We start from the raw sequence: 17,942 nt of genomic DNA on the forward strand, positions 1-17,942 counted from the left end.
GCTACGCTTTAAGGAGTGTCAAGCAAGGGCCCGCTCATGAGCACACACAGTTCCCAGCGCTCAGCGACACCATCGCTGCTGGCGCTGGTCACCACTATCGTTAACTTCCCCTCCCCCGAGCATGCGACCTCGACAGAGTACGACGAGCTGCGCCAACACCTCGCGACCCACTGCACCCTCAGCCATTTTGCCCTGCTTGGCTATACCCGCTCCGGGTTGAAATGGATCTACGAGTTCGGCCTCAACGACAGCCTGAAAGAGCAGCTCAAGGCGGATCCGGAGCGAATGCTGGATCTGCTCGGCCACCTCAAAGAGGAAGCCGGCTGGTGCCAGCAAAGCGTCAGTAACGGGCCGGTGATCCGCCTGCTGGCCAAAACCACCCCGAGCGAGCAGCCGACCCTCAACCTGCTGCTCGAGTGCCTGGCCAACCGCATGAGCGAGGCGCAGACCGATGCCCAGATAGGCCAGGATCTCTCACCGCTGGCCCAGCGTCAGCCCGACTGGCAGCAGAAGATGGAGAGCCTGAACCGGGTGATGCGGCTGGCCAACAGCCTCCCTTCCCAAGCGTTCTACGCCCAGCTCGATGCTGCGTCTCAGTTCGTGCTGGGCGCCTGCGACTTCATCTTGCTGCAATTGGAGGAGTACCATGGGCGGACACTCTACCCCGAGCACACCGAGCTGGGCGAGGCGGTGCTACAGAGTCTGTGTCACACCACCCATACCATGGAGACAGAGCGCCACGGCCGCTTCTGGATCAGCCATCCGCTGCGGCTGCAACACCACTACTTCGCCCACCTGCTGCTGAGCCTGCCGCACGCACCGGGCCCGGACGAGCGGCTGCTCATCGACTTCCTGCGCGGACAGCTCACCATGGTGATGGAACTGCAACGGATCCGTGAACAGTTGGCCGAACTGAGATCCCTTGAGTCGATCGACCTGCGCCTGCACCAGCTACGCCAAGCCAACCTACGCCTGCAAAAGCAGCTCAAACGCCACCAGGAGCTGGAGCGCAAACTGCAATTCGATGCCCTGCACGACCCGCTCACCATGCTGCCCAACCGCGCCTTCCTGATGAACCGACTCGATCAAGCAATGAAGCACTACCACAGGCACCGCTCACCCGGCTTCACCCTGATCTTTATCGATGTGGATCACTTCAAGGAGATCAACGACACCCTGGGTCACAAGGTGGGGGATCTGCTGCTCAAGGAGATCGCCGTCCGCCTTAGCAGCTGTGTGCGACAAAATGATCTGGTGGCCCGCCTCGGTGGAGATGAGTTTGTGATCTACCTCGATGCCAGCACAGATAACAGCACCATCAGCCCGGTATTGAGCCGCATCCTCGAGCGCCACGCAGCCCCATTCCGGCTGCTTGGCAACGAACTGCAAGTGCAGCTCAGCATGGGGGTCGCCACCGTCACCGAGCACACCTCGGATGTAAGCCAGCTGCTGCACCAGGCAGACCTAGCCATGTACCAGGCCAAACGCAGCGGGCGCAATCGCATCGTCATTTACTCGGAGGCCTGCCAAGACAGAGACTGGCTCTCGCCCGAGCTGGAGCTGGCCAAGGCCCTTGAGGAGCGGCGCATCCTGCCCTACTTCCAACCGGTGATCCGGCTGAGCGATGGCCAATTGGCTGGCCTTGAGGTGATGGCGCGCTGGCTGACTCAGGAAGGGATACTCAAGGATGCGTTCGACTTCATTCCACTGGCCGAGCAGTGCGGCCTCATTTTGGAGCTAGATAGGCTGATCCTGCGCCACACCTGTCAGCAGTTGCAGAACTGGCTGGCCCAACTGGGCGGTAACAGCATCAAGGTGTCGCTGAACCTCTCTGGCAAGCATTTGGCCAGTCAGGAGCTGGTCGATAAGTTACTGACCATCATCACTGAGAGTGGCGTGCCGATCGGTAATCTGGTGTTCGAGTTCAACGAGCGGGAGCTGTCGCGCCTCGACACCGATACCCTGACCATATTGCACGAGCTGCGCGCCCATGGGCTGCAAATCTGCCTGGATGACTTCGGCACCGGCTTCTCCTCCCTCAATGCCCTGTTCCACTATCCGGTGGACTACATCAAGGTCGACGACAGCTTCACCCATCGCATGCTGCAATCGCCCAAGGATCTGGCCCTGATCCGCGCCATGCGCGACATCAGTCAGGATCTCGGTTTTCGGCTTATCGTCGAGGGGATCGAGACCAAGCTCGAGTACCAAAAACTACTCGAGCTGGGGTGTGAGCAGGGCCAGGGGCGCTTCATCGCTCCGCCCATGCCGGGGATCGATATTCCCCCCTTGCTGGGACGGAACATCACGGTACAGGGCTAGTCCTTCTTGAACAGGGCGCGCAGGTTGGCTACCCCGACCTGCCCCTTCTGCTGGCGCTCCTCGGCAGTCACCTTCTTCTGGTTCTCCCACTCCAAGTCATCCTGAGGCAGCTCGAGCAGGAAGCGGCTCGGCTCCGGACGCATCGTCTCACCAAACTGGCGCCGTTCGCGGCACAGGGTGAAGGTGAGCTCGCTCTGGGCACGGGTGATCCCCACGTAGGCCAGACGCCGCTCCTCCTCCACGTTGTCTTCGTCGATGCTGGTCTGGTGGGGCAGCAACCCCTCCTCCATGCCCACCATGTAGACATAGGGAAACTCCAGCCCCTTGGAGGCGTGCAGGGTCATCAGCTGCACCTGATCTACTTCATCCTCCCCTTCATTGCGCTCCATCATGTCGCGCAACGTGAGGCGGGTCACCACCTGGGACAGGGTCATGGGTTCATCCATCTCTCCCCCTTCCAGCATCTCGGTGATCCAGCGATAGAGGGTCGAGACGTTCTGCATCCGCATCTCGGCCGCCCGCTGGCTGGGTGAGGTCTCGTAGAGCCACTCCTCGTAGTGGATCTCCTTGATCATGTCGCGCACCGCCTCGACGGGATTGCCGCGGGCGGCGTTGTCGCCCAGACGCACCAGCCACTCGGTGAAGGCGCGCAGGGCCACCAGGCCGCGGCCGGAGAGGGATTGTTCGAGCCCCAGCTCGAAGCTGGCAGCAAACAGGCTTTTGCCGCGCTGGTTGGCATACTGGCCGAGTTTTTCCAGCGTGGTGGGGCCAATCTCGCGGCGCGGCAGGTTGACCACCCGCAAAAACGCCGTGTCCTCGTCCGGGTTCACCAGCAGCTTGAGGTAGGCCATGATGTCCTTGATCTCGGTGCGCGAGAAAAACGAGGTACCGCCCGAGATGCGATAGGGGATGCGGTTTTGCATCAGCGCCTTCTCGAAGATGCGCGACTGATGGTTGCCACGATAGAGGATGGCGTAGTCCTTGAAGCGGGTGCGGTTCATGAACTTGTGACCCATCAGCTCGGCGGCGATGCGCTCCGCCTCGTGCTCCTCGTTCTTGGCAAACAGCACCTTGAGCTTCACCCCCTCATCGAGATCGGAGAAGAGCGCCTTGTCATAGACGTGGGGGTTGTTGGCGATCAGTATGTTGGCGCACTTGAGGATGCGCTTCTTGGAGCGGTAGTTCTGCTCCAGCTTGATGAGCTTCAACTGCGGGAAGTCCTGGCCGAGCAACACCAGGTTCTGCGGCTTGGCCCCACGCCAGGAGTAGATCGACTGATCGTCGTCCCCCACCACGGTGAAGCGGGCCCGCTCCCCCACCAGCTGCTTCACCAGCTCGTACTGGCTGGTGTTGGTGTCCTGGTACTCGTCCACCAGCAGATAGCGGATCTTGGCCTGCCAGCGGGTTCGCACCTCTTCATTGGTCTTGAGCAGCAGGGTCGGCATCACGATGAGATCGTCAAAATCGAGGGCGTTATAGGCCACCATCTGCCGGTGATAACGCTCATAGAGCTGGGCCTGCAACACTTCGTCCGGGCCACGGGCAATGCGCATGGCCCGCGCGGGCAGCACCAGATCGTTCTTCCAATTGGAGATCTGGGTGATCAGCGCCGAAAGGCTGTCTTTATCGTTATCCAGCTCCGCCTCCGTCAGCTCCTTGAGCAGGGCCAGCTGATCGGTATCGTCAAACAGGGAGAAGTTGGCCTTGAGGTTGAGCGTCTTATGTTCGCGGCGGATGATCTCGAGCCCCAGCGTGTGGAAGGTGGAGACCATGAGCCCACGCGCCTCCTTACGGCCCAGGGTCTGGCCCACCCGCTCCTTCATCTCCCGCGCCGCCTTGTTGGTGAAGGTCACCGCCGCGATGTTGCGGGCGTTGTAACCGCACTGCTGCACCAAATAGGCGATCTTGTTGGTGATAACGCGGGTCTTGCCGGAGCCCGCTCCGGCCAACACCAGGCAGGGGCCGGACACATACTTGACCGCTTCATTCTGATTGGGGTTGAGCTTCATGGAGGACTCCGCAGCAAAAGGAGGGGCAAGATTGTAACAGAAAGCATCCCCCCCATGCCCGCAGCAAACTTGTGCTTTGCGGCTATTTTCTGGATCATGTTGCCCCTTTCCACATCGACGAGCCTGTCATGAGCCTCTGCCTGCCCACGCTCCGCCGCCAGTTTCCTGCTCTGCATCAGGAGGTCAACGGCCACCCGCTGGTCTACCTCGACAATGCCGCCACCACCCAGAAACCCCTGGCGGTACTGGAGGCCATGAGCGCGTTCTATCGCAGCGACAACGCCAACGTACATCGGGCCTCCCATGTGCTGAGCACGCGCGCAACGGCAGCCTTCGAGGCGGCGCGCGAAACCGTGGCGCGTTTTATCAATGCCTGGGACAGCCGCGAGGTGATCTGGACCCGAGGCACCACGGAGGCGATCAACCTGGTGGCCCAGAGCTGGGGCCAGAGCCTGCAAGCAGGTGACGAGATCTTGGTCAGCACCCTCGAGCACCACGCCAATATCGTGCCCTGGCAGTTGGCGGCCGAGCGCAAGGGGGCCAAGGTCGTCCCCATTCCGCTCGACGCCCATGGTGACATCGATCTGGACGCCTACCGCGCCTTGCTCGGCCCGCGCACCCGACTGGTAGCCGTGGGCCACGTTTCCAATGCGCTTGGCACTGTTAATCCGGTGGCGACGATCACGTCGCTGGCCAAGGCAGCCGGAGCGCTGGTGCTGGTCGACGGAGCACAAGCGGTGGCCCACCTACCGGTGGATGTACAGCGCCTCGGCTGCGATTTTTATGCCTTCTCCGGTCACAAGATGTATGCCCCCACCGGCATTGGCGTCCTGTGGGGCCGCCGTGAGCTGCTGGAAAAAATGCCGCCCTGGCAGGGCGGTGGCGAGATGATCGAGCGGGTGAGCTTCGCCGGCACCACCTTCAATCGCCTGCCATTCAAATTCGAGGCGGGAACCCCGCACATCGCCGGCGCCGTCAGCTTGGCGGCCGCCATCAATTTCTTGCAGGAGCAGGATCGTCCCGCCCTGCTGACCCACGAGCAGACCCTGACCACCTATCTGGCCGACCAGCTGCGCGCCACGCCTGGCGTGCGCCTGGTGGGAGCGCCGCAGCAGCGGCTTGGTGCTGTCTCCTTCCTGCTCGATGAGATCCACCCCCAAGATGCCGGCACCCTGCTCGATATGCAGGGAGTGGCGGTGCGGGTGGGTCACCACTGTGCCATGCCCCTGATGGAGAGCTTCAACATCGGGGGCACCATAAGGGCATCGCTTGCCTGTTATTCAACCCATACCGACATCGACACCCTGATCGGGGCAATTCAAAAGTTAAAGGAGTTCTTCTGATGCTCGACAGCTACACCCAAATCGGGCGGGATCCCAATGCCACGACAATCCGTGCATCTTTTGCCGCCACTCAGGGGTGGGAGGAGCAGTACCGTTTGCTCATCCAGCTCGGCAAACAGCTACCCCCCCTTCCTGTCGAGTGGCAGACCGAAGATCATCGCCTACATGGTTGCGAGAGTCATACCTGGCTGCTGGCTGAGGAGCGAGGAGGCCTGTGGCATTTCGCCTGTGATTCGGATGCCCGCATCGTGCGCGGCCTCATCGTCATCGTCCTGGCCGCCCTCAATCGTCAAAGCTCGGCGGCCATCCGCTCCTTTGACATGGCGGCGTATCTGGCCGACCTTGGCCTGGACAAGCACCTCTCGCCTTCGCGTAGCAATGGCCTAAACGCCATCATTCAGGCCATCCGCGAGCGAGTCGCCTAACACGAAAAAGGCAGCCTATGGGCTGCCTTTTTCGCTGAACCGCCCCCTGCTAGGGCGCCTCCATCCCCATGACACTGGCGTTAATCTGCCAGCGCAGCAGTTGGGGATACGCCTGCACGCGTTGCATCGTCCTCGTTTCAATCGGCTCGGCGCGCTCCTCAAGGTAAAGCGCCTGCTTCCACGGATAGCGACTCTTGCCACCCGCCAGTGGCGTGGCGCCCCGCTCATCGATCCAGATCTCCTCGTTGTAACCGAACGCTCGGCTCGGGTCGTCTTGCTCGGCCAGCAGGTTGCGCCCTCCCAAGGTGTGATAGGTCGCACCGGAGAGGCTAAAGGCATACAGGGTTGGGAAAATGTCCTTGTGCGAGCCCACCCGGTTGGGCTCGAAGCGCAAAGCCACCTGCTGCCGAATGGGCTCAGGGACGTAGAGATAGAAGGGCACTGCGTGATCCAGTACCTGCTCGGTGGGGTAGTAGGCCTTGATCCGGCGCATCTGGTGATCCCCGGTGGCGGCGATCACGGTTCTCTCACCCAGTGGCGAAGACTTGATGTTCGTTAAGAAGTTGCCGAAGGCATTGGCGGCATATTGATAGGTTTGCAGCAGGCTGACCTGCTCGATCTGCCCCCCTTCGGCGTGCCGTTTGACCTCATCTGTCAGCGCTACCGGCCTCGCCACATAGTGGGAGGGCACCACATAGGGCGGATGGTTGGTGATGGTCAGGAGGGCGATAAACAGCGGCTGCGTCGCCTCGGCCAACAACTCTTCGGCCAGGCGATAAGCGTATTCGTCAGGGACACCCCAATCGGTCAGCTCGGCCGCCGACTCGGGATAACGCTCCATCAGCGAATTCTGGTCATAGACCTTATCCACCCCCTGCACAGGCAAATAGGCCACCAGATTGCGCCACATCATGTTGCCCGACGAGATAAAGAGGGTGCGATAGCCCGCCTGTTTATAAGTGGCAAACGGCGTGCCCGCTATCGGCTTGGTTTGCGCCGATGAGTGGCTGATGTTCTCCATCGGGCTGTGGAAAAACAGCGCCGCCAGCGAAGGGGCCGTGCCATTACCCTGTGAGACAAACCGCTTGAATACGAAGTCCTGCTGGAAATGCGCTCTTAAATTACCCAACAAATCATTGCGTTGTGGATCGTCGAGCGCCAGCAAGTTACTGCCAAAGCTCTCCATCAGGTTCATCACCACGTGGGGCTTGTGCTGCGCCAGCCAGGGGTTGACCGGGCTCTGCTCCTCCAGCGCGTTCAATCCCACCTGCGTCAATAGTCGGTCACCCTCGGTTTTGCTCACCTTGTGCAGACGCATATCATCGCGATAGTCCTTGATAGCCCAGTCGATCGCCATCACCCCATTGGGCGTCAACTTGTTGAGGATGGTCAGCTCGGAGACCTGAGCATTACCACGGCGCAGCGGAAACGTACCGACACTGCCTCTGGCACCGATCGCCACCATAATCAGGGAAAGTAACAGCACGCTGTAAAATACCCCCCTTGGCCAAGGCGTAATACGGCGCCGATGGCTGCGATAGCAATACCAGACAGGGGGTAATGAGAGGAGGCCGGCAGCAATCATGCTTTTAAGTAAAGGATAATCCTGCCATATATTGGAAAGTACCGCCTTGGTATCATCATCAAATACCCCAAAGGCAAACACATCAATATAATTATGGTACGTCTGGTAATAGAAATAATTACCGATAGAGACGCAGGCAACAATAAATGAAAATAAGGCAGACAATGGGGTCAGCAGCGCTTTGAATAACGCCCAGCCTCTTTCCCTGACCGCAAACAGCAATGACAGCAGCAGCAGAGGGGCCACCACCATACCGGCAATACGCATATCGTAGCGTAAACCGGTGCCCCACATACGCAGTACATCTTCCCCCTTGCCGATGAGTTGTTCCGCATCGACAAATGTATAAAACATGACCAGACGGGTCATCATCGAGAGCAGGGTGAGCCAGAAAAAAAGAAACAGCAGCGCACTCAAACACTGACGAAGTCTGATCTGATACATACACAGCACCAATAGAGAAAATAGCCTTCGATAGACCGCAAGAGGCCGCACAAGTTCATCGTTATTGGGTTAATAATCGGGGAACTGACTATTAATTAGATCGTCATCACATCTACCGTCTCAACCTATCGTGCCGGCCTGGATTGATCAACGCTCCCCCAGACGTTTATTCACATCCTGAGACATGGCGCAGCCTTTCTCTGACTCACATAGCAGCAGGGCAGCCCATGGGCTGCCCTGCTCGCTGGTATCGCACGCTTATTCGCCGCCTGGCGCCGCTCTTTCACTGCGAGCCCCACGCTCGGCGATCTTCTTGAGCACCCTTGAGGTGGCCACCAGACCGAAGGTGGCCGTCACCGGTGTCACGGCCCCAAAACCCGAGGCACAGTCCATCTTCATGGTGCCATCGCTGCTCGCCTTAGCCTGGCAGGTACCACCACGACCATCCGGGTAGGTGAGCTGCTCGGTAGAGAAGACACACTCCACCCCGAACTTACGGGCTGGGTTCTTGCTGAAGTGGTGCAGCCGGCGCAGGTCGCTGCGCACCTTGGCGGCCAATGGGTCCTGGATGGTCTTGGCCAGATCCGCCACCTGCACCTGAGTCGGGTCCATCTGTCCACCGGCACCGCCGGCGACAATGATCGGGATCTTGCGCCGCTTGCAAAAAGCGATGAGGGCCACCTTGGCCTTGACCGAGTCAATGGCATCGATGACGTAGTCAAACCCGTCGTGAATGTGCTCGGCGAGGTTATCAGCGGTGACAAAGTCATCCACCTCAGTCACTTCACACTCCGGGTTGATGAGGCGAATGCGCTCGGCCATCACCTCGGTCTTGAGGCGCCCGACCGTCCCTCGCATGGCATGGATCTGACGATTGCTGTTGGTGATACAGACATCATCCATGTCGATCAGGGTGATTCGACCGATACCAGAGCGGGCCAGCGCTTCGGCCGCCCAGGAGCCAACCCCGCCGATGCCCACCACGCAGACGTGGGCGCGGTGAAAGGAGGTCAGGGCCGCCAGGCCATAGAGGCGGGCAATCCCGCCGAAACGTTGCTGATACTCAGGAGTCATCTTGGTCACCTTGTTGCAAGGGGGCGCATTATATCCCCCCGTGACGCGCAAGAAAAAGGCGGAGTCGAACTCCGCCTTCCCATCACTGTCGCGGCAGCCGGAATAGCTCCTTCTGATAAGCCATTCCGCTCCACAGTGACCAGCCTAGCGTCCGCTCCTTGAACGCCGCGCTCTGCTCGGCCGGCACCAGATCTTCCTTAGCCCTGTCATAGACGAACCCCTGCGGCGTGTGCTCGGGTTGCAGCACCACCACCTGATTGCCCTCCATCAGGGCGAAGTTCTTGTCGTATTGCATCAGCGCCCGCCCCGGCCAATCCGCTGGGGTACGGGTCAGATCGCGCCCCAGCATGGGGTAGTCCGCATTGATCCCCATCAGGGAGAGCAGGGTCGGCGCCATGTCGATTTGGCTCACGATCCGTTGATCCTTACGCGCGGCAATCCCGCCACCGACGATGACCCCCGGGATCCGGAAGTGCTCGATAGGCACCAGCTCGGCCCCACTGACTCGGCTGTCATGGTCGGCGATGACCAGGAAGAGGGTGTCTTTCCAATAATCCGAGGCCTTGGCCGCCTTGAAGAACTCGCCCACCGCATAGTCGGCATACTTGGCCGCGTTGTTACGGGTCGCCTTGGGCTGCTCATAGAGCTGGATGCGCCCGTCCGGAAACTCGAACGGATCGTGGTTGCTCGAGCTAAACACCAGACTGAAGAAGGGCTTACCGGCCTGGTGCAGGCGGGAAAACTCCTGGTTGGCCCTGCGCATCAAATCCTCATCACTGGCGCCCCACGAACCGACAAAAGCTGCGTTCTTGAAGTCCTTCTGCTCGACAATGCGGCTAAAACCATTGCCAAGGAAGAAGCTGCGCATGTTGTCGAAGTGGCTCTCTCCACCGTAGAGGAAGCTGGTGTCATAACCCCGATCGCGCAGCAGCTCGGCCAGGGTGAAAAAGCCGGTCTGGCTCTTGTCGAGCTTGACCACCGCCTGGGCCGGAGTCGGTGTAAAACCGGCCACTACCGCCTCGATGCCGCGCACAGAACGCGTTCCGGTGGCATAGAGCCGGTCAAATGCCCACCCCTCGCGGCTGAGAGCATCGATGTTGGGAGTCAACGGCAGGCCACCGAGCGACCCCACATAGCGAGCCCCCAGGCTCTCTTGCAAAATAATCACCAGATTCTTCGGCTTCCCCTGATAGCTGGCCTGATTGCGGCTAAGCGAGGGGATATCGGAAGAGATAAAGGCGGAGGCTGGCCGGCCGCTGGCTTCACGCATCAGCGCGACAATGCGATCCTCAGGCAGCTTGCCGTAGTACTGACTGGGATCTTCCTCATTTTTAAGCTGCTTGAGCGCAAAAATGACGGAATAGGCCGAGTTGAGCGGCAAGGTGTTGACAAGGGGATCGGTGGAGAAGGCCACCATGGCCGGGTTGAGCGCCCGGTGCCCCAAGGTGGAACGCCCCCCTAAAATCGCCAGCGCGATAACCAGCAGCCCCAGCAGCGGTCGCCAGCCCCAGCGCGGCATGGCGAGATCACGGGTGACCCGCCCGGAGAGCCACCACCCACCACCGAGTAGCAAGCAGGAAGCCAGCAGGGAACCGATCAGCTCGAGCGGGCGTCCGCTCCAGAGCATACTGAGCACCTCTTTCGGGTAGATGAGATACTCGATGAACAGCCGGTTCGGTCTGAGCCCGTATTCATTGATGAAGGTGGGCGTGGAGAGCTCCATAAACAGCAGCAGCCACAGCCCGAGGGTCAACCACAGCCGCAGCAGCCCCCGCCACAAACGGCCAATAGCATGCTCCCCACCCAGCAACATGGTCAGCAGGGTCGGGATCCCCCACAGCCAGCACAAGGTGGCCACATCCACGCGAACCCCCTGTAGCAGCACGGGTAGCCAACCGGATACGTCGGTCACCCGCTCCGACAACCACAGCGCCAGACCGACGCGGCTCAGAGAGAGGGTGCAGAGCGCGATCAGCGCAAAACAGCAGACGGGCCAAAATGGCCCGAGCCAGTTTCGAAAACGGAGCATACGGTGTCCTGATAATCCTGAGTCATCTCTTTCATCCAAGAGAGAGATGTCGATTGTTATTGTGTAGCGTTAAGACCCCAGCCTATGGCTTTGGTTTCATCGGTGTAAGTAATTTATTGTTTTTTTATCATCCCTTTCCCAATGACTCCATAGCCAAGGTTAAATCGACAAAAAAGGATTCACTCAGACCTTGCCTCATGCATTCAAGGCAACAAAAAAGCCCCTCAAAGGGGCTTTTCGGTTCATACACACGGATGGCTCAGCGCTTTTCTTCGTTCCGTCTGGCTTCTATCAAGCGCTTTATCTCAGCAAAAAAGACCGGCCGCTGAAAATAGAATCCCTGAATCGAGGTGATGCCACAGCTGTGCACAAACTCCTTCTGCTGCTCCGTCTCGACCCCTTCAGCCACAATCTTACACTGGCCCAATGAACTGATTTGAGACAACAACTGATACAAATGACGCCCTTTTTTGGTCTCTGTTTCCAGCAAGAGAGAGCGATCAAATTTCACCTTGTCGAAAGGATACTGTAAAAGATGGGGGAAAGAGGCATAACCGGACCCAAAGTCATCCATCGCTACCGTAATACCGATCTGATGCAAGGTATCAATATTTTTATGTACCTGATACTCATGTTCCAGGATGGCTTCTTCGGTAATTTCTATCTCAATGTTTCTTGGGTCAACGCCCCATCCTTTAATTTTATCTTGCAACATATCCAAGAATGTCGGGCTACTAAATGTCTCTGTGGAGATATTAATAGATACTCGATCATCGGCATGAAGTGACATTTTTGACATGTCTTCCAATACACAATCAAGCACGATGGAATCTAGTTGCTCGATAGCCCCTACCTTCAAGAAAGCATTAATGAATGTGGGTGGATGTAGCTTACCGTCAACATCCCGATAGCGAACCAGCGCCTCAGCACAGAAATGATTATTTGCCATATCAAACTGAGGTTGATACATCATGGTGAACTCCCCCTCATTCATCATTTTGTGAATGAGATTGCGAGCTTCAACCCTGCACATACTCTCTTGTGCCTCATGCTGGATCTCCTCCAGCATCTCCACAAATGTCACTTTCTCCATGATGGGTTGGATAACCGGCTTGCCATCCGAGGCGGTCATGACACCAATGTATTTCATATAGAATGGGGCATATACCACCATCCCCATCATAATCAGTAACACCTGAAGAACGACGGCGGAGATGCTTCCCTCTGAAGCAATATAGGCATTTAATAATGGCGGTAAAATCCAATCAGTGATATGGGTCGCAGCAGGAACCATCCCAATCTCAATCACCTCATAGGCAATGGTGATAGATAATAGAGGAACCAAAATAAATGGAATGATCATGATGGGGTTAAAGATGACAGGCAACCCAAACAAGATAAGCTCATTGATATTGAAAAATGCTAATGGCAATGCCATTAAAGCAAAGGCCATATGCTTTTTATCTTTTGCCAACAGCAGGATCACTAACAATAAGCTAAGTGTATTCCCTGCCCCACCGATACCAGCATATATGTAGTAAAACATGCTATTAATGATGGAAATGTTTGCATAGCCACCTTTCCATGCAGCGATGTTCTCAATCGTATTTGAGTCAAGGCTATCTTTTAAAAAAGACATCAGCTGGTGTGCATTGATACCTATGGACCACATCGCACCGCGGCTGAACTCATAGATTAAACTACCACCAAAACTCATCGGGTTAACAAACTCAGATAATGACCAGCTTGTTAAATATTCCCCCGTTGAGTGGAATGCTAAAGAAACCAGCAGAGATAAGATAATGAAGCAGAAAAAGTTAAGTGTATTCCACAGAAGATTCGTTGCAAAATCCAAACGTAATGGGTGCAACTCTCTTAATGGAAACAAGGTGCAGTAATAAACTGTCACTCCACCAGAAAAGATAGCCATCAGAGCATCATCAGGTATGAATATACCTTTTTTCATATCTATACTGGCCATGGATATGAGATAGTACATCACCAAGGTATAGATAACAGTACCGACGCTTGCAATCCCCTTTTTATAAGAAAAATGGTATGCCGTCGCGATACACAGTGCGATAGGATAAAAACTATGGAACACATCCAATAATTGTTTGAAAAAACTGGAGATATATCCATACTCTCCCACACCCAGCAAACGAATAATAAGCAATAATATTGCCTGGCATACAGCCAAAGGCAATAGCATCACAAAAATTACCGATATATCCCTTATATATTCACGGTATCGATGGGCTGTGGTTTTACCTGTACGCATTTTATAGAACACACCAATGACACAACATACATGACTCTCAATTCATTGATAACAATCATATCCACAATAGCATTATCGGATTACTTAATCCTCCATTAATACCATGTTTTTCCCTTTTTTCTTCGCTGTATATAACAAAGAGTCAGCCTTACTAATTACTTCATGAGAATTTTCATATCCACCACGATGCAACCCGGCACTAAAAGTGATGCTCAAACCAGGCTCTCTCCATTCTTTATTTTCAACAAATTCTCTCCACGCATTAATTAACGAGAAAGCACTCATCATTTCGCTATTTTTAAAGAGAACGGCTAGTTCCTCTCCACCATAGCGATAAATACTGGCATAATCACCCAGCAATTTTATCCCTGAGGATGCAACTGCCTTTAACACTTCATCACCGACGACATGTCCGTACGTATCGTTCACTTGCTTAAAATCATCTATATCTATAATAGATAATACAAATGGCTCTTTGCTATCAATCAAGGTACTAAGGTCTTGATCAAATTGCCCACGATTCAGCAATCCAGTCAACATATCTCGAGTCGAACGCTCTTTAACAACCTTATAGTTCTCTTGTGTTTTTTGAATATTTTCTTTTATTTCATTATATGAAATAGAACCACTAGAACGCCCTACTGTAATTTCAGAGAAGAGGTCTAGCATTAACGTATTATATGATGTTCTTAACAAATACCAGACTATATTTATAAGAACCAAGCTCACAAAGAACAAGACAAGTGCAGGCTGAATAAAGTTCCACACAATATTATATACATCTTGTTTCTTTACCTGATAAAGAACAAACCAGTCTGGATGGGTAAATGATACATAATAATAGAAGTGATCATTATCTAACTCACTAGAAACGACCCCATTGAGGTTGGTCATCCCTCTGACTAGATCATACTCAACAGAACCATTACGAATATCATTGGGATCACCACTAAGGATTATCTTCCCTGTTCTTTCGATGACAAACGCCTTACCAGGAATGCCATGGGAAAGAGAACGCAGAGGCATGCTGAGTGCAATTAAATTTAGATCTGCCCCGACAACGCCAATAAAGTCACCACGAAAATCAAACATAGGGCGTGATATGGTGATGACAGCCGATTCATCCCTAATGTCTTTATATAATGGCGTAAAAAAATTGGTATCTCGACCAGAGCTGTCATTACTAAACCAAGGCCTATCCTTAGCATTATCCGTTATCTTGGCAGCCAGATCAGGGATGGTGACAGAATGCCCATACCGATCTGACAGCAACACAGACTTAACGCCATAAGTGGAGTTTAACATCGACGACAACAACCGCCTAACATCCTCATCACTGCGATGTTCAACTAACCGCTCGATTGAGTCTCTTGATGCGACACGGTGCACAGCACTAACCAATGTTTCTACTGGCTTGATAGATTGCTCTGTAATAAGCACACCAAGATTGCTAATAAAGGAAAGCATACTTTTTTCGATCTCTTCTTTCTTTGTCAGATACAAAAAATAGTACACAAGCAGAGAACAATATTAACAAACCACAAATAAGGGCAATGAAATATCTATCTAAGTTTCTTTCAAAACTAATTTTTTTCATTAATTACTCATTATTGCTTAGCAAAGAAAGATATGACACTGATTCTTAGCGTAAAAATAGCCTAATGTCACAACGAGATTCTGCGCTCAGACGCAGATCAGGAAAGGATAGGCCAATAGGCCAATAGGCCAATAGGCCAATAGGCCAATAGGCCAATAGGCCAATAGGCCAATAGGCCAATAGGCCAATAGGCCAATAGGCCAATAGGCCAATAGGCCAAATTATAACACTAATGAGTAATATGTCAACACCGAGACTTAATTAAAGTCTATATTTTTACCCTGCCCCATATATTAATGGTATTTTTTAAATAACAGCCCGACACCTATTATTTATTTTATATAAAAAGTAAATATGAAACGAAAATGTTTTATTAATTCCTTATCTTTTTTATGTAGAGGACATTAACATACAACCTCTACTACTAGTATTTTCTTAAAGATTCGCAGGAGACATCTCATCATGACCGCTCTCTTTCTTGCCGGCGTAGCGCTGGTGTCGGTGCTGGCCCAGTGGCTGGCCTGGGCGCTACGAGTGCCCGCAATCTTGTTCCTGCTATTGACCGGTCTCGCACTCGGCCCTATTAGCGGCATCCTTGACCCCGATGCCCTACTCGGGGACCTACTGTTTCCCCTGGTCTCACTCTCGGTCGCGGTGATTTTGTTCGAAGGAGCCCTCACCCTGCATCTGGCCGAACTCAAGGGCATTGGCAAAGTAGTACGCAACCTCTGCTCCACCGGCATGTTGGCCAGCTTCGCAGTGATCGCCTCCGCCGGTTACTTCCTACTTGGCCTCGATGGCAGGGTCGCGCTCATCCTGGGCGCCGTGCTGGTCGTGACGGGGCCGACCGTGATAGCCCCTATGCTCAACGTGATCCGTCCGGTCAAAGAGGTCGACAAGATCCTGCGTTGGGAGGGGATCGTCATCGACCCCATCGGCGCTCTGTTTGCCGTGTTGATCTTTGAAGCCATCATGCTGGGTAGCAAGGGGGGATTGCTTGGCCACACCCTGCTCGCCCTGCTCAATACCGTCGTGGTGGGCGGTGCCATTGGGGTGGCCGCTGGCTGGCTTACCACCCAACTCATCCGTAGGGACTGGCTGCCCATCAGCCTACACAAGTTCGGGGTGCTAGCCATGGTGCTGGCCTCGTTTGCCCTCTCCAACTGGCTCGGGCACGAATCCGGCCTGCTGGCGGTCACTGTGTTTGGCATCTGGCTGGGTAATCAGGAGGGGCTGGATCTCGAGGAGGTGCTCACCTTCAAAGAGGACCTGGCGGTCATCCTCATCTCGTCGCTCTTCATCCTACTGGCCGCCCGTCTCGAGCTGAGTCAGCTGTGGGCCATGGGGCCCATGGTGCTGGTACTGCTGCTTGTCGTGCAGTTCGTCGCCCGCCCCCTCTGTATCATGGTCTCCACTTGGGGCACTGATCTCCCCTGGCGTTCCCGCGCTCTGCTGTCATGGATCGCCCCGCGTGGCATTGTCGCAGCCGCCGTCAGCTCCACTTTCGCCCTGAGCCTGACCGAGGCCGGCATCCCCGACGCCGACAAACTGGTGCCGCTGGTGTTCGCAGTCATCATTGCCACCGTGGTACTACAGAGCCTGACGGCCACGCCGCTGGCCGAGCTGCTCGATCAGCGCCAGAAAGCGCCGGATACCTGGCTCATCATCGGGGCTAACTCGGTTGCCCGCGCCATCGGCAAGGCGCTGGCCGAGCAGGGGGTGAGCGTGCACCTGACCGACCCGGCCTGGGAGCACTGCAAGCTGGCACGGATGAGCAACCTGCCTTGCTATTTCGGTACCCCCCAGTCGGAGCATGCCGAACTGCATCTGCCACTCACCAGCCTCAGCACTGTGCTTGCCCTCTCCCCAGATCGCCACAACAACGCGCTCGGAGTCCTGCATTTTGCTCACCTGCTGGGGGAGGAGAAGGTCTACTCGCTGCGCTCTAGCGAGCAGCACGGTAAAGCCAACAAGGAGAGCGCCACCTTCCGCGCCCGCCAGAACCTGTTTGGTGCCGATATCACCTTCGCCCGACTCGGCGGTATGCTGGCGCGCGGTGGCCAGATCCGTGCCACCCGCCTCTCTGAGACCTTCGACTGGGCCTCGTACCAAGAAGCAAACCCGGGCGCCCAGCCGCTGTTTGTAATGCAGCCGGGCAAAACCCCGCGCATCGTCACCGCCACTGAGGTTCCAGCTCCCCAACCCGGCGAGGTGGTCATCGCGCTGCAACCGGCCCGCAGCGAGGAGTAATGCAAGAGAATCCGCTGCTGGCACCACTGCTTGAGCGGCTGGGACACCCCGGCCGCCTGTGGAAACTCAACGAGCTCTACGCCGATCTCAGTGCAGCCAACGCCCTCCCCCGGCTGGCTGATGACCCGGCCATACAGCTCTATCGCAGCAACTTCCTCATCATGAATGCGCTCTACCAACTACAAGAGGAGTGGCGCGGTTCAGGGTGGTGGCTACAGCTCGACAGCATGGCCATCGGGCTGCAACCGGCCGGCGCCGAACTGCGACCCACCACCGATGCACCGCTACGTGACTACTACCTGGATTGGGACACCTTCTGGAGCACAGACGCCGCCGAAATCGCCCACCTACTGGAGACATTCTGGCTGAGCTATGCGGGCCAGCGCAGCGATGAGGAGCGGCGAAGGGCACTGGCCGAGCTGGGGCTTGCCGCCGACGTGGATGAGCGGACATTACGCCGCCGCTGGCGTGAGCTGGCACTACGCCACCATCCAGATCGGGGCGGCGATGCGGCCACCTTCATCCGGTTGCGGCTGGCTTGGGAACGCGCCGCCAGCGGGCGCCCTACACTCAAGGAGTGAGG

General features: G+C 55.8%; 11 protein-coding genes. 5 read left to right on the forward strand and 6 right to left on the reverse strand.

Annotated elements, in window-relative coordinates; all coding sequences use genetic code 11:
• The first annotated feature begins 36 nt into the window (after positions 1-36).
• Positions 37-2,322: a putative bifunctional diguanylate cyclase/phosphodiesterase gene (locus tag FE240_RS16805; protein ID WP_193002597.1), complete on the forward strand. Its 2,286-nt coding sequence runs from the start codon at positions 37-39 to the stop codon at positions 2,320-2,322.
• On the opposite strand, the gene rep is transcribed toward FE240_RS16805, so the two are convergent.
• Positions 2,319-4,331 carry a DNA helicase Rep gene (rep, locus tag FE240_RS16810; protein ID WP_193002599.1) on the reverse strand — a complete coding sequence of 671 codons (2,013 nt, stop codon included), beginning with the start codon at positions 4,329-4,331 and terminating at the stop codon, positions 2,319-2,321. The two genes, FE240_RS16805 and rep, sit on opposite strands and share 4 nt — an antisense overlap.
• A gap of 128 nt (positions 4,332-4,459) precedes the next feature.
• On the opposite strand from rep, the gene FE240_RS16815 reads away from it, so the two are divergent.
• Together FE240_RS16815 and FE240_RS16820 are read left to right on the forward strand one after the other, a co-directional pair.
• The gene (locus FE240_RS16815) at positions 4,460-5,674 is read left to right on the forward strand and encodes an aminotransferase class V-fold PLP-dependent enzyme (protein ID WP_193002601.1); all 1,215 of its coding nucleotides are present in this window, start codon (positions 4,460-4,462) and stop codon (positions 5,672-5,674) included.
• Entirely contained in the window at positions 5,674-6,099 is a 426-nt protein-coding gene (locus FE240_RS16820) for a SufE family protein (protein ID WP_193002603.1), read from the forward strand. The genes FE240_RS16815 and FE240_RS16820 overlap by 1 nt, the downstream gene beginning before the upstream one ends.
• A 49-nt stretch (positions 6,100-6,148) precedes the next feature.
• On the opposite strand, the gene FE240_RS16825 is transcribed toward FE240_RS16820, so the two are convergent.
• The 5 genes from FE240_RS16825 to FE240_RS16845 form a co-directional block, all read right to left on the reverse strand.
• The gene (locus tag FE240_RS16825; protein ID WP_226798885.1) at positions 6,149-8,179 is read right to left on the reverse strand and encodes an LTA synthase family protein; all 2,031 of its coding nucleotides are present in this window, start codon (positions 8,177-8,179) and stop codon (positions 6,149-6,151) included.
• A gap of 207 nt (positions 8,180-8,386) precedes the next feature.
• A complete protein-coding gene (tcdA, locus tag FE240_RS16830) occupies positions 8,387-9,202 on the reverse strand; it encodes a tRNA cyclic N6-threonylcarbamoyladenosine(37) synthase TcdA (RefSeq protein ID WP_193002605.1) in 816 nt (271 codons plus the stop codon).
• Between the two features lie 82 nt (positions 9,203-9,284).
• A complete protein-coding gene (locus FE240_RS16835; RefSeq protein ID WP_193002607.1) occupies positions 9,285-11,231 on the reverse strand; it encodes an LTA synthase family protein in 1,947 nt (648 codons plus the stop codon).
• Positions 11,232-11,490: 259 nt separating this feature from the next.
• Complete coding sequence (locus FE240_RS16840; RefSeq protein ID WP_193002609.1) at positions 11,491-13,512, reverse strand: EAL domain-containing protein; 2,022 nt, start codon at positions 13,510-13,512, stop codon at positions 11,491-11,493.
• 84 nt (positions 13,513-13,596) lie between these two features.
• A complete protein-coding gene (locus FE240_RS16845) occupies positions 13,597-14,979 on the reverse strand; it encodes a sensor domain-containing diguanylate cyclase (protein ID WP_193002611.1) in 1,383 nt (460 codons plus the stop codon).
• A 592-nt stretch (positions 14,980-15,571) separates the two neighbouring features.
• On the opposite strand from FE240_RS16845, the gene FE240_RS16850 reads away from it, so the two are divergent.
• The gene (locus FE240_RS16850; RefSeq protein ID WP_193002613.1) at positions 15,572-17,359 is read left to right on the forward strand and encodes a cation:proton antiporter; all 1,788 of its coding nucleotides are present in this window, start codon (positions 15,572-15,574) and stop codon (positions 17,357-17,359) included.
• Entirely contained in the window at positions 17,359-17,940 is a 582-nt protein-coding gene (locus tag FE240_RS16855; protein ID WP_193002615.1) for a DNA-J related domain-containing protein, read from the forward strand. The genes FE240_RS16850 and FE240_RS16855 overlap by 1 nt, the downstream gene beginning before the upstream one ends.
• Positions 17,941-17,942: the final 2 nt, after the last annotated feature.

The sequence above is a fragment of the Aeromonas simiae genome (assembly GCF_014892695.1).
GTDB lineage: Bacteria > Pseudomonadota > Gammaproteobacteria > Enterobacterales > Aeromonadaceae > Aeromonas > Aeromonas simiae.

What these genes read in the sequence shown, in the direction of transcription:
- FE240_RS16805 (WP_193002597.1), top strand. Translation starts at nt 37, where the DNA reads ATGAGCACACACAGTTCCCAGCGCTCAGCGACACCATCGCTGCTGGCG.
- rep (WP_193002599.1), bottom strand. Translation starts at nt 4,331, where the DNA reads ATGAAGCTCAACCCCAATCAGAATGAAGCGGTCAAGTATGTGTCCGGC.
- FE240_RS16815 (WP_193002601.1), top strand. Translation starts at nt 4,460, where the DNA reads ATGAGCCTCTGCCTGCCCACGCTCCGCCGCCAGTTTCCTGCTCTGCAT.
- FE240_RS16820 (WP_193002603.1), top strand. Translation starts at nt 5,674, where the DNA reads ATGCTCGACAGCTACACCCAAATCGGGCGGGATCCCAATGCCACGACA.
- tcdA (WP_193002605.1), bottom strand. Translation starts at nt 9,202, where the DNA reads ATGACTCCTGAGTATCAGCAACGTTTCGGCGGGATTGCCCGCCTCTAT.
- FE240_RS16835 (WP_193002607.1), bottom strand. Translation starts at nt 11,231, where the DNA reads ATGCTCCGTTTTCGAAACTGGCTCGGGCCATTTTGGCCCGTCTGCTGT.
- FE240_RS16840 (WP_193002609.1), bottom strand. Translation starts at nt 13,512, where the DNA reads ATGCGTACAGGTAAAACCACAGCCCATCGATACCGTGAATATATAAGG.
- FE240_RS16845 (WP_193002611.1), bottom strand. Translation starts at nt 14,979, where the DNA reads ATGCTTTCCTTTATTAGCAATCTTGGTGTGCTTATTACAGAGCAATCT.
- FE240_RS16850 (WP_193002613.1), top strand. Translation starts at nt 15,572, where the DNA reads ATGACCGCTCTCTTTCTTGCCGGCGTAGCGCTGGTGTCGGTGCTGGCC.
- FE240_RS16855 (WP_193002615.1), top strand. Translation starts at nt 17,359, where the DNA reads ATGCAAGAGAATCCGCTGCTGGCACCACTGCTTGAGCGGCTGGGACAC.